Annotated in this window: 12 protein-coding genes; all 12 read right to left on the bottom strand. The window is 39.2% G+C overall.

Annotated features, from left to right (window positions below):
* Positions 1-31: 31 nt before the first annotated feature.
* Positions 32-1,558 carry a 2,3-bisphosphoglycerate-independent phosphoglycerate mutase gene (gene gpmI / locus EPU_RS04805; protein ID WP_029488042.1) on the bottom strand — a complete coding sequence of 509 codons (1,527 nt, stop codon included), beginning with the start codon at positions 1,556-1,558 and terminating at the stop codon, positions 32-34.
* Positions 1,559-1,633: 75 nt separating this feature from the next.
* Complete coding sequence (tpiA, locus tag EPU_RS04800) at positions 1,634-2,377, bottom strand: triose-phosphate isomerase (protein ID WP_010167245.1); 744 nt, start codon at positions 2,375-2,377, stop codon at positions 1,634-1,636.
* Positions 2,378-2,440: 63 nt separating this feature from the next.
* Complete coding sequence (locus tag EPU_RS04795) at positions 2,441-3,652, bottom strand: phosphoglycerate kinase (RefSeq protein ID WP_029488041.1); 1,212 nt, start codon at positions 3,650-3,652, stop codon at positions 2,441-2,443.
* Positions 3,653-3,738: 86 nt separating this feature from the next.
* On the bottom strand, positions 3,739-4,752 hold the full coding sequence (gene gap, locus EPU_RS04790; protein WP_010167242.1) for a type I glyceraldehyde-3-phosphate dehydrogenase: 1,014 nt from the start codon (positions 4,750-4,752) through the stop codon (positions 3,739-3,741).
* Between the two features lie 320 nt (positions 4,753-5,072).
* Positions 5,073-6,755, bottom strand: coding sequence for a glycoside hydrolase family 2 protein (locus EPU_RS04785; protein ID WP_029488038.1), 1,683 nt, complete (start codon positions 6,753-6,755; stop codon positions 5,073-5,075).
* A 45-nt stretch (positions 6,756-6,800) separates the two neighbouring features.
* Positions 6,801-7,562, bottom strand: a complete 762-nt coding sequence (trpA, locus tag EPU_RS04780) for a tryptophan synthase subunit alpha (RefSeq protein ID WP_010167238.1) — start codon at positions 7,560-7,562, stop codon at positions 6,801-6,803.
* A 3-nt stretch (positions 7,563-7,565) separates the two neighbouring features.
* Positions 7,566-8,744 (bottom strand): tryptophan synthase subunit beta, encoded by a 1,179-nt coding sequence (gene trpB / locus EPU_RS04775; protein WP_029488037.1) that lies wholly within the window; start codon positions 8,742-8,744, stop codon positions 7,566-7,568.
* Between the two features lies 1 nt (position 8,745).
* A complete protein-coding gene (locus EPU_RS11570) occupies positions 8,746-9,372 on the bottom strand; it encodes a phosphoribosylanthranilate isomerase (RefSeq protein ID WP_010167233.1) in 627 nt (208 codons plus the stop codon).
* Complete coding sequence (gene trpC, locus EPU_RS04765) at positions 9,362-10,147, bottom strand: indole-3-glycerol phosphate synthase TrpC (protein ID WP_010167231.1); 786 nt, start codon at positions 10,145-10,147, stop codon at positions 9,362-9,364. Before trpC ends, EPU_RS11570 begins: the two co-directional genes overlap by 11 nt.
* A gap of 3 nt (positions 10,148-10,150) precedes the next feature.
* Positions 10,151-11,161: an anthranilate phosphoribosyltransferase gene (trpD, locus tag EPU_RS04760; RefSeq protein WP_029488036.1), complete on the bottom strand. Its 1,011-nt coding sequence runs from the start codon at positions 11,159-11,161 to the stop codon at positions 10,151-10,153.
* Between the two features lie 18 nt (positions 11,162-11,179).
* Entirely contained in the window at positions 11,180-11,773 is a 594-nt protein-coding gene (locus EPU_RS04755; RefSeq protein ID WP_029488035.1) for an anthranilate synthase component II, read from the bottom strand.
* Positions 11,774-11,782: 9 nt separating this feature from the next.
* Positions 11,783-13,228 carry an anthranilate synthase component I gene (gene trpE / locus EPU_RS04750; RefSeq protein ID WP_029488034.1) on the bottom strand — a complete coding sequence of 482 codons (1,446 nt, stop codon included), beginning with the start codon at positions 13,226-13,228 and terminating at the stop codon, positions 11,783-11,785.
* Positions 13,229-13,243: the final 15 nt, after the last annotated feature.

Genomic DNA, 13,243 nt, shown 5'->3' with positions numbered 1-13,243 from the left:
ACTCATTAAAAAGTATAGCAGCTACATTGTATTATTTAATTAATAGAGAGTTGCCATCCATTTCTGCTGGTTTGTCTAGCCCCATCATATCTAATAAAGTTGGCGCAAGATCTGCAAGTTTTCCGCCGTCTTTTAATTTGGTTACACMCGGATAGTTGACAAGAATAAGAGGAACAGGGTTTGTGGTATGAGCTGTGAAAGGCCCTCCGGTTTCGGGATCGATCATTTGGTCTGCRTTTCCGTGGTCAGCAGTTATAAGAGCGGATCCCCCTGTGGCTTYTATTGCTTTAATAACTTGTTCTACCGATTTATCGACTGCCTCCACAGCTGCCATAGCKGCGTCCATGCTGCCGGTATGTCCAACCATATCGCTGTTTGCATAGTTTGCAATGATCACATCATATTTTTTGCTTTCGATTGCTTCGGTAAGTTTATCTGCAACTTCGTAGATACTCATTTCTGGTTGAAGATCATATGTTGCAACTTTTGGAGATGGTATAAGAATGCGTTCTTCGTTTTCGTTGGGCTCTTCTATTCCTCCATTAAAGAAAAATGTGACGTGAGCATACTTTTCTGTTTCGGCAATACGGAGTTGTTTTTTGCCTAAGTGCGCAAGGTATTCACCTAAAGTATTTGTTAAGATTTCTGGAGTAAATGCAACTTCTTTATCAACAATGGTGATGTCATATTGAGTAAGGGCAACAAAAGTGACAGGAATTAAGTTGCGATTAAACCCAGTAAATTCTTTATCAACAATGGCTCTAGTGATTTCTCTGGCACGGTCTGGTCTAAAGTTGAAGAAAATTACAGAGTCACCCTTTTTAATTTTGCCTATAGCGTGACCACTTTTGGTGACTACAGTAGGTACCACAAATTCATCGAGTATATTTTCATCATAAGATTTTTGCATTATAGTGGAAACATTTTCACTCGTATTGCCTTCACCTTTGCAAAGTGCATTGTACGCCACTTCAACTCTTTCCCAACGATTGTCTCGATCCATTGCATAATATCTTCCGGAAATACTAGCAATTTTTCCAAGGCCGATTTCGCGTAATTTAGCTTGAAGTTGGTCTACAAAATCTTTTCCAGAGTCTGGAGCCACATCTCTTCCGTCCATAAAGGCGTGAACATAAAGTTCTGTAACTCCCAGGTTCTTTGCCATTTCTATAAGACCATATAGATGCGTGTTATGACTGTGCACACCGCCATCTGATAAAAGTCCCATTAGATGTACTGCCTTGCCTTCGTCACGAGCTTTTTCCATCGCGCCTTTGAGTGCGGGATTTTCTAGGATAGTACCATCTTCTATTGCTTTGGTGATGCGAGTAAGTTCTTGATATACAATTCGTCCGGCGCCGATGTTTAGGTGTCCAACTTCGGAGTTGCCCATTTGTCCAGCAGGTAACCCAACCTCCAAACCGCTAGCAGCAATTGAAGTATGTGGACAAGATTCCATTAGTTGATCAATATAAGGAGTTTTTCCAAGTTTAACAGCATTTCCTTCTGTTGCTTGATTTAAACCAAAGCCATCTAAAATTAATAATAGTGTTGCCATAAAAGCTCTCATTCCTTTCGATTATACACTAAAATAGTGATTAGTAATCATTCACTAATCACTACTTACTACTAACTAATAATTGACAATATCAGMAAAGTCAGCTTTTAGGCTAGCGCCACCAACAAGTCCGCCATCAATGTTACCCATATTAAATAACTCGTTTGCGTTTCCAGCATTTACAGAACCGCCGTATTGGATGCGAATTTCATCTGCAACTTTGTCGCTATAAATTTCTCCAACCACGTCTCTTATTGCTTTGCAGACTTCTTCGGCTTCTGCGTTAGTTGCAGTTTTGCCAGTTCCGATTGCCCAAATAGGTTCATAAGCGATAATAACTTTTTTGGCCGCTTCGGCGCAGACATCTTTTAAAGCAATTTTAGTTTGAAGTCTAACAAGATCTACGGTAATTCCTTGTTCTCTTTGTTCAAGACTTTCTCCAACACAAATTATAGGAATAAGATTATGCTTAATTGCGGCAAGAACTTTTTTATTTACRGATTCATCTGTTTCGGCAAAGTATTGTCTTCTTTCGGAGTGGCCGATAATTACGTATTTTACACCCATTTCTACAAGCATATCAGGAGCAATTTCTCCAGTGTATGCACCGTTTTCTTCGAAATACATATTTTGAGCACCAACGGCTATGTTTGTACCTGCCGTTGCTTTAAGTACAGCATCTAGGCAAACGAAAGTTGGGCAAAATATTACATCTACAGCATCGGTATTAACTTTATCTTTTAATAAGTTGACAAGCTCTACTGCCTCCTTAGGGGTTTTATTCATCTTCCAGTTACCAGCAATAATCTTTTTACGCATAACATCCTCCAATAAATTTATTTTAATTGAGATCTCTGTCCCCCACGAAAGGGGAAAGAATTATTACATATCATCTGCTGCTGCCACGCCAGGAAGTACTTTTCCTTCTAAATACTCAAGGCTTGCTCCGCCACCAGTAGAAATGTGTGTCATTTTATCAGCAAGACCTAAAAGGTTAACGGCACTYACAGAGTCGCCACCTCCAACAACGGTGATAGCATCAACGAGTTTTGCAAGTGATTCACCAACGGCAAGGGTACCTTTGTTAAAGTTTTCAAATTCGAATACACCCATAGGYCCRTTCCAAACAACAGTCTTAGCACCTTCAAGAGCTTTTTGGAAGATCGCTATAGATTTTGGTCCAATATCGTATCCAGCCCATCCATCAGGAATTTCTTCTACAACTTTAAATTCAGTATCATTTTTGAATTCTTTTCCGACAACTGTATCAACAGGAAGAAGTAAATTTACGCCTTTGTCTTTGGCTTTTTGTAGCATTTCACCAGCATATTCAACTTTGTCAGCCTCTAAAAGAGAGTTGCCAACAGGCTTGCCTTGAGCTTTCATAAATGTGTATGCCATACCGCCACCGATAATTAATGTATCCACCTTATCCAAAAGATTATTGATTACACCAATTTTATCAGAAACCTTTGCTCCGCCAAGAATAGCAACAAAAGGACGAACAGGCTTTTCAACTGCTCCACCTAAAAATTTGATTTCATTTTCCATTAGGTATCCAACGACATTTTGTTTGCAATATTGAGTGACACCAACATTTGAACAGTGAGCTCTGTGAGCAGTACCAAATGCATCGTTAACAGAAATTTCATCGTCACAAAGTGCCGCAAGTTCTTTTGCAAAACCCTTCGCAGCTTCTGGATCTTTGGAATATTTTTCCTCTTCTGGTCTAAATCTAGTATTTTGAAGAAGCATTACTTCGCCGTCTTTTAAATCTTTTGCCATAGCCTGTGCAATTTCACCAGTAACGGTAGGGTCGTCAGCAAACTTAACAGGAACTCCTAAGTGTTTCGAAAGACTAACAGCAACAGGTTCTAGTGTAAGCTCTGGCTTTACAGTACCCTTTGGTTTTCCTAAGTGAGAGCATAAAATAATTTTGGCACCGCCATCAATAAGTTTTTTAATAGTTGGAAGGGCACCAAGTATACGGTTTTCGTTTTGGATTACACCTTCTTTTAGAGGAACATTAAAGTCACAACGTACTAATACTTTTTTACCTTTGATATCTTTTAAATTGTCAACCGATTTTTTCATGTCATTCTCCTTTGATTAGGTATTGATTGGTATTTAGATGACGAAAAAGATCCAGCCCCAAAGGACCGGACCCTTTTTAGGACCAATTATTTTAATTCTGCGAAGTATTTGATAGTTCTAACCATGTTGCTAGTATAAGAATTTTCATTATCATACCAAGAAACAACTTTTACAAGAGAAGCGTTGTCGCATAATTCTTGTACTTTGGTTTGAGTAGAATCAAATAGTGAACCACAAGTGATTCCAACGATGTCACTAGATACTAATTCTTCATCAGCATAACCAAATGAAGGTGTTTCGTTTGCTTTCATAGCTTTATTAATTTCATCTGCAGTAACTTTTTTCTCAACTACAGCAACAAGTTCGGTTAGTGAACCAGTAGCTACAGGAACTCTTTGAGCAGCTCCGTCGAGTTTTTTATTAAGTTCAGGAATAACCAAGCCGATTGCTTTTGCAGCACCAGTTGAGTTTGGAACAATGTTAAACGCGGCAGCTCTAGCACGTCTTAGATCGCCTTTTGGATGAGGTCCATCAAGAGTCATTTGATCACCTGTAAGAGCGTGAATAGTAGTCATGAAACCTTTTTTGATAGGAGCTAAGTCGTTAAGAGTTTTTGCCATAGGAGCTAGACAATTTGTAGTACAAGAAGCTGCAGAAATAATTGTATCAGTTGTTTTTAATGTGCCTTCGTTAACTCCAAATACAATTGTTGGAAGGTCATCACCGGCTGGAGCAGAAATAATAACTTTTTTAGCTCCTGCATCGATATGAGCTTGAGATTTTGCTTTTGAAGTATAAAAGCCAGTACATTCAAGTACAACGTCTACACCAAGTTTACCCCAAGGGAGGTTTTTAGCATCTCTTTCAGCATAAATTTTGATTTCGTTGCCGTCAACAACGATAGAATCTGCTTTAGCGCTAACTTTATCTGCTAAGTTGTATCTGCCTTGAGCAGTGTCATACTTTAATAAATGAGCAAGCATTTTAGGATCTGTTAAGTCGTTGATTGCAACTACTTCATATCCTTCCGCACCGAACATTTGTCTAAACGCAAGTCTACCAATTCTTCCAAAACCATTAATTGCTACTTTTACTGCCATTTAAAAAATCCTCCTTAAAAAATTAAAATTAATTGATGATGTTCTTCTACCGCAATTGGGTGAATTGCAGTAAAAATTTAAACCTTAATTAGCATAGCATAAGTTATCCAAAATAATCAAGGAGTTTGAGGAATTTTTTTTAATTCAAAATTACACAATATTTTACAACAAACTAGTATCGAATATCAGAATTTATAAATTTGCAAACCTTTATAAGTTATAAAGGTAGATTGTGAACAACAGYGTGGCAAAAAGGGACATAGTCTAACTTCTATATAATTTTTGCAAATATTTATATTTATTTATCATGATTTGCGGAGTTATTCAAAATAATTACCGTATTGGTTAAAAATATTTTTTACAACATCGTAAGCAAGTTTTGGGCGTCTATATTCATCAACAATCCCTTTGTTATTATGAAGCCTTCCGCGTTCTTTAAACCAACCAGCACTCACTTGACAGTCGCAGTATTGCCATATAAATACTCCGGTGCAAGCCGCATTTTCTAGCATCGGCGTAATTTGTTTAGCAATGATGTCTGCTTGTCCCTCTTCGGACCACTTTTCTTTAGAACGCTGGCGATATCCATAAATGGCACCGCAGCCGATCTCGCTTACGATAAATGGTTTAACTTTTCCGGCAGTATCGTTGGCATAGTTAATGTGCTTTTGCAAAACTTCTGCAACATCTCCAGGAAGATACCATAGAGGATACATATTATTTGAAACTACTGTAGGATAGGCAAAACAGATGTCTTTGTAGTGTTTGTTGCTTGCAAAAGTATTTGGACGAGATGGATCCAAAATTTGCAGTTGCTCGAGCTGTATTTTGTGATAGCTAGCATAAGGTTCTTTTTGGCTGATGCATTCGTTGAGGACTCCCCAAATGAAAATGCTAGGGTGATTGTAGTGGCAGTCGACCATCTCGTTGATGCAAGAAATAGATTGAGGCATAAAATTGGGACTGTCCATATCCTCTTCCTTAAAGCCACGTGCGTGAGCCTCTTCCCAGACCAAAATTCCGGCTTCATCACACAAGTCAAGGAATAATTCATCATTTGGATAATGCGAAGTTCTAATGGCATTTGCACCCATGTCCTTAATTTGCTCGATATCATGAACCATTGAAGCATAAGGCAAAGAGCAGCCAAATTCTGGATGATCTTCGTGGCGATTAAATCCCTTAATTCTGATGCGTTTGCCATTCAATAAAATTTGGTTGCCATCTAATGTAATTTCTCTAAACCCGACTGTTTCGATTAAATCATCGTGAATTTCTTTGTCGACAATGATCCAAGTTTTGAGCAGGTATAAATTTGGCGATTCCATATCCCAAGGYAAAACATTAGGGAACTCAAATTCATTTTCTAGCTCGGTTAAAGAATTTTTGAGAAATACGGTTGATTCGGAGCCAAACCCGCCAAGAATAGTTTCTAGCATAAAATCGATATTTCCAAGGATGTCTTGGTCAGAAACATTTTCTACAATTACACGAATTTTAGCAGTCCAAAGATCGCCTTTTTTCACAGGGGTAAAATACAARTTTCTAATATACAAACTCTGCAGTCGTTCAATAACAACGCCGCGTGTGATGCCACCATAGGTCATATAGTCGTTTTCTTTATGAAGAACAGAATCTGAGTTGAAGCTATTATCAACTTCTACTTTTAATATGTGGTTGCCTTCGTCGAGATCTTTGATAACAACTTCAAAAGGAGTATATGCGTTGTAGTGGAAGGTGACAAATTGGTCGTCAATATAAACTCTGGCAGTGTGGCTAACACCTTTAAAAACAAGTCTGATACTGCCACCAGCATAAAATTTTTTGTAAAAAGTGCCGCTGCCTCTATAATTCAAAAAGTCGGGATGTTTTTCTAAACAAGAAGGAACATAAATTTGATAGTTCTTGCCTTTATGTTCTCCTTCATTTGGTACATAATTCCAAAATGTGTTGCTTAGTATCTCATAATTTCTACAAACATTAGTTTTGAATGCACGAATCATAGTAAATAACTCCTTTTATATAAAATTTTGAGAAGTAAAAATATGTTATTTGATAGCATTTTTCATTACTCTAACATATTCTTCCACATAATCAGGTGAATTTATACCATGTTCTTCTATAATTTTTACGATTGCACTACCGACAATAACTCCGTCTGAGATTTCGCTCATTTGTTTCGCTTGCTGTGGTGTCGAAATGCCAAATCCAATCATGCAAGGAACATCGGTAATTTGTTTAACTTTTGAAATGATTGCTCCAATGTCGGTTGTTAGTGTATCGCGAACGCCTGTTACGCCTAATGAAGAAACGCAATACAAAAAGCCTTCTGCCTCTTTGGCAATTTTGGCAAGCCGAGCTTCTGATGTTAAGGCGATCAGCGAAATTAATTTGATGTTATGAGCAGCGCACTCTTCGTATATTTCATGTTTCTCTTCATATGGCAGATCGGGTACGATTATTGCACAGACTCCGGTTTCGTTACATTGTTCCATAAACTTAGCAGCACCATAGGTAAAAATTGGATTGATATACGTCATAATTGCAAGCGGAACGGTAACTTCGGATTTGATGCTTCGTAGCATATCGAAAATAGCATCGGTTGTAACTCCATTTGCTAGGGCACGCATTGTGGCTCTTTGAATAATAGGTCCTTCTGCAACAGGATCAGAGAACGGAAGTCCGATTTCGATTAGGTCYGCACCAGCTTTTTGCATTCTGAGAATGAGCTCTCGCGATGTGGCAAGGTCAGGGTCTCCAGCTGTTATAAATGGAATGAAAGCCTTTGTGGCAAAGTTAAAATTTTTCATAATTTATTCCTCCAAGTTTATGCCTTGATATTTTGCAACCATGGCAACATCTTTGTCGCCACGTCCAGAAATTGTGATTACTATGATATCTTCGTGGGTCATGTCCTTTGCGATYTGTATGGCTAAAGCAACGGCGTGAGCACTTTCTATTGCAGGAATCACGCCCTCCATTTTGGATAAATAGTAAAATGCGGCAACAGATTCGTCGTCTGATATAGGCACGTAGGTTGCGCGGCCCAAATCGTGTAGATGCGCATGCTCTGGACCAATTCCTGGGTAGTCTAGTCCTGCAGAAATCGAGTGTACAGGTGCAATCTGTCCATAATTATCTTGGCAAAAGAACGTCTTCATTCCATGAAATATTCCGACAGAACCTTTATTTACAGATGCGGCGTGAAATGGGGTGTGGATACCTTCTCCTGCAGCTTCCGCGGCAAAAAGCTTAACGTTGGCATCGTCGATAAATGTATAAAACGTTCCGATAGCATTGCTCCCACCTCCGACACAGGCAACAACAGCATTGGGCAGTCTCCCCTCGGCTTCAAAAATTTGTGACTTGATTTCTTCTCCGATAACTTTTTGAAAATCTCGCACGATTAGCGGAAAAGGATGTGGTCCAACAACTGATCCCATTACATAGTGAGTGTCCGCAATTCTAGAAACCCACTCTCGAAGCGTTTCGTTGACAGCATCTTTGAGAGTTTGGGTGCCGCTGGTTACCGGGTGAACAGTAGCTCCTAATAGTTCCATTCGAAAAACGTTGAGTGCTTGCCTTTGCGTATCTTCTTTACCCATAAATATTTCGCATTCCATGCCCATAAGTGCTGCTACTGTGGCAGTGGCAACTCCATGCTGACCTGCACCAGTTTCTGCAATGACACGAGTTTTACCCATCTTCTTTGCAAGTAACATTTGTCCGATAACATTGTTGATTTTATGTGAACCAGTATGATTTAAATCTTCACGCTTTAAATAAATTTTGGGACCGCCAAGATCTTTTGTCATCCTTTCTGCAAAATATAGAGACGAAGGTCTGTTGGCATAATGCTTTGATAGATACTGTAGCTCTTTGCAAAATTGCGGATCATCCTTATAATGGTTATATGCCTTCTCTAACTCATCTAGTGCGCTCATCAAGGTTTCTGGAATAAATTGCCCTCCAAAATTACCATATCTACTCATATTATTTCTCCTTTTTTGCTGCAGCAAGTGTGTGCCTACAATGTAATATTATATTTTTTATTTTATCATAATTTTTGACGCCATCGATTTCGACGCCAGAGTTTATATCAAGTGCAAATGGGTTCGCCGAAATGGCTGAATCAATGTTGTTGATGTTTAAACCTCCAGCCAAAAAAATCTTGTGCTTCGTTGCTGGAATTAGGGTATAGTCAAACGTTTTGCCAACGCCACCATAGCTATTTTCATGAAATGTATCTAATAGTAAATAGTCGCATGATAACTCATCGGCGGCAAGGATTTGCGCGGTGCTTTTTACTCGTACYGCCTTAATAATGGGTTTATCTGTCAAAGATTTTAAGCTGTTAATATATTCTGAAGTTTCGTCGCCATGAAGTTGGATAAAGTCGATTGCAGAGTCTGCTGCAGCAGCAACGAAGTCTAGGTCTGCATTGACAAAAACTCCAACGGTTGCAACATCTGCTGCGAGCTCGGCCTTTATGGTGACTGCATCTGCCAGAGYAATTCGTCTCTTGCTAGGTGCAAAGATAAATCCGATATAATCAGGTTTAAATTCATTGATAGCTCGGAGGTCTTGGGTAGATGTAATTCCACAAATTTTAATTTTCATGGCAACCCTTCAATTCGTTTAAGATACGTGTTTTATCGGTTTGCTTGACTAAAGTTTCRCCAATCAATACGGCATTGACATGAGCAGCTTCTAATATTTCAACATCAGTGCGGGTGCGAATGCCGCTCTCAGCTACAAAAATTATATCTGCTGGGACCAATGCGCGCAATGCAACGGAGGTGTTGATATCTACATTGAAAGTTTTTAGATCTCGATTGTTGACACCTATAATCTCTGCGCCGGCAGCCAAGGCTCGCGAAACTTCTGTTGCATCATGAGTTTCAACTAAGGCATCTAGTTGTAAAGACTTTGCAATAGCAAGATATTCTGCAAGCGCGGCATCGTCAAGTGCTGAGCAGATGAGCAATACTGCACTAGCACCATCAACTTTTGCCTGATAAATTTGATATGGATCAATTATAAAATCTTTCTTTAACAGAGGAATTTTTACGATTTTGCTTATTTGAGCCAAATATTGGGAGCTGCCTAAAAAAAATTCGGGTTCTGTAAGCACCGATATGGCTGCTGCACCTGCGATTTCATAGTCGATTGCTATTTGTTTATAATCGAAATCAGCGACCATAATTCCTTTGGATGGGGAAGCTTTTTTCACTTCACAAATGAAATTGATAGCATCCATATTGGAGATTGCTGCTTTAAAACTGGGTTTGGCTGGAGCGGCAGCGGCTAATTCGCGAACCGTTGACTCGGGAGTTTTTAATTTTTCGGCATCAACCCTAAGTTTTGTGGCTTGCAAAATTTTATCTAAAATCATTATCTATACCCTCCCGTTACTCATTTTAATTAGTTCGTTCAATTTTTCAATAGCTTGCCCGTTATCAATCGCTGCAGTAGCAAGTTCTACGCCTGCAGCAATGCTAATATCAAGTGCAACATAAAGTGCAAGTGCAGTATTGAGTATGACAACGTCGCGTTTTGGACCTCGTTCGATTCCCGCAAGAATGTCTCTAGTGATTTGAGCATTTTCTGTTGCATCGCCCCCCACTAAATCAGCCATTTCGCAAAAATTAAAGCCAAAGTCACGTGGGTCCAAATAGTATGATGTGAGATTGTTATTCTTTATTTCGCAAACATAGGTGAGATCTGTGAGTGTGGCTTCGTCGAGACCATCTTTGCCATGAATGACTAGTGCGCGCTTGATGCCTAAATTGTTGAGCACTTCTGCAAGAGGAACAACCAGCTTTTCGTCGTATACACCCATTACTTGAAAAGAAGCGAATGCGGGGTTAATGAGAGGTCCGAGTATATTAAAAACGGTGCGAATCCCCATTTTTTTGCGAGCGGAAGCCACATGTTTCATAGATGAATGAAATAATGGTGCAAACATAAATGTGATGCCAGTGTTCATAAGAACTTTGTGTGCATCTTCCGCGAGATTGATATTGACACCGAGTGCCTCCAAAACATCTGCAGAACCGCTTTTGCTGGAAACACTGCGATTGCCATGYTTTGCAACTCGGRCACCACAGGCAGCTGCTACCAATGCTGTAGTCGTAGAAATATTAAATGTGTTGGTGTTATCGCCACCGGTGCCAACAATATCAAGCACATCAGAATCGGTGGGTACTTTAAGTGCTCGATTTCTGAGAATTCTTGCAAAGGCGGTGATTTCTTCAGAAGTTTCACCTTTGATGCGAAGCGCAGTGAGAAATGTTGCTATTTTAACTTCATCAACTTTGCCTGTCATTATATCCGTCATTGCGGCAGTGGCAAGGTCTGCATGTAAATTTTGGCCGTTCAAAAGTTTTCGTATTGCTTGATCGATCATAATATATACTCCTAAAATTTATTTATTTAAAGTCTGTGTGTCTAAAAAATTTTGGATCATGGCATCTCCATCTATAGTCAAAATTGATTCAGGATGAAATTGTAGACCGTATATCTCATAATTTACATGTTTGACAGCCATCACTTCATTATCATTAGCAGTGGCAATGACGTGCAAACATTCGGGTAAATTTGTACCAATTAGAGAATGGTATCGTCCAACTTTGATTTTCGAAGGCAAATTTTTAAATAGCTTGTTGTCATTATTAACATTTATTATGCTCGACTTTCCGTGCATTAATTCGGGAGCATAAGTTACATCKCCTCCTAAGGCTTCGCAAATYGCTTGGTGCCCAAGACATACACCCAATATAGGAGTGTTGGAAATGTTAGGATAAGCAACAGTTGCAGCTTGTACTAGGGCTTCGCAAATCCCCGCATCTGCAGGTTTGCCAGGGCCTGGAGAYAAGACAATATGACTGGGATTTAATTCAACGATTTCGTCTATTGTTATATCGTCATTTCGTTTAACTAAAATGTTGTCGTCATATTTTCCAAACATTTGTACTAAATTGTAGGTAAAACTATCGTAATTATCGATTATTAAAATCATGGCAACCTCCTAAAACTGATCTATATTGTAGGCATTTTCTACGGCTTGCATTACGGCACTKGCTTTGTTGCGACATTCTTGATATTCGTTGTGGGCAATACTGTCGTAAACGATTCCCGCACCTGCTTGTACATATACTTTTTGTCCRTCACTGATAGCGGTTCGAATTGCGATGCACATGTCCAAGTTGCCAGATAGATCGATGTATCCAATGGCGCCACCATAAATTCCGCGAGAGCATTCCTCTAGTTCGGCAATGATTTCGCAAGCTCTAAATTTGGGAGCACCAGATAATGTGCCTGCAGGTAAAAGAGAGTTTATGGCATGAAACGCGTCAAAAGATTTTTTGAGTGTTCCAGAAACAATCGAGGCGATGTGCATAACCTTGGAATATCTATGAATTTGCAAATATTCTTCTACTTCAACAGTTCCAAATGCAGCAACGCGGCCAATATCATTGCGTGCTAAGTCGACTAGCATATTGTGTTCTGCAAGCTCTTTTTCATCTGCAAGCAAGGAGCGCTCAAGCTCGGCATCCTCTTCTGGAGTTTTACCGCGCGGTCGGGTGCCTGCCACAGGAAAAGTAGTAATTTTTCGGTCGACAACTTTAACTAGCGTTTCTGGAGAAGTGCCACATATTTCTAAGGCATCGCTTTTGATAAAATACATATATGGCGAAGGATTATTGACTCGGAGCATTCTGTAGGCATCGATTAAACTGCCACTAAAGTCGGCTTCAAATTTGCGCGACAAGACGACCTGGAAAATATCTCCATCTGTAATATACTGTTTTGCACGTTTAACCATATCGAAAAATTTAGTTTTACTGGTAGTGCAATTAAACGATACTGTTTTGGGATATGGAATTTTTTCGGGCGCTTCGGTGCTTTGAATCAAGCTTATAATTTTGGCAATCTCTAGTCTAGCTTTTTTATATTGTTTTGCGATATTATCAAGTTTCATATTTACTATTACAATAATTTTTTTCTTTAAGTTATCGAAGGCAATCACCTTGTCAAAGAATTGAAATTCGAAATCGTTGTCATGATTGAGAGGCAAGGTTAGCTTTGGCTCGGCATAAGCAATCATTTCGTATGCCATATAGCCAATAAAGCCGCCTGTAAACGGAGGTAATTCGGGCAATTTTGGAGATTTGTACTTGTTTATATACTTCCTTAAAATAGTAATGGGATCTTCGGTAGAAGTTGAAATGATTTCGCTGCTGGTGATAGTGGTGATGCCGTTTTTATATTTGATATTTAAGCTAGGCTCGAATCCTAAAAAGGAGTATCTGCCGAGGCTTTCAGAGTTTTCGACACTCTCTAGCAAGTAAAAGTTATCGCTAATTTCATTAAGTTTTCGTAAGATGTTGATGGGGGTTGTTGTGTCAGCAAGAATTTCTGCTGATAACGGAAACATTTTATATTCATCTTTATATTTTGATAATTCGATCATAATAAAATTCCCTTC

This window comes from Candidatus Epulonipiscium viviparus (assembly GCF_000171335.1).
Taxonomy (GTDB): domain Bacteria; phylum Bacillota; class Clostridia; order Lachnospirales; family Cellulosilyticaceae; genus Epulonipiscioides; species Epulonipiscioides viviparus.
The sequence above is the reverse complement of the archived record's forward strand: the minus strand, read 5'-3'. Positions and strand labels throughout refer to the sequence as shown.

Bases quoted from the DNA above. Each gene is read 5' to 3' on its own strand.
- gap (WP_010167242.1), bottom strand. From the start codon at position 4,752: ATGGCAGTAAAAGTAGCAATTAATGGTTTTGGAAGAATTGGTAGACTT.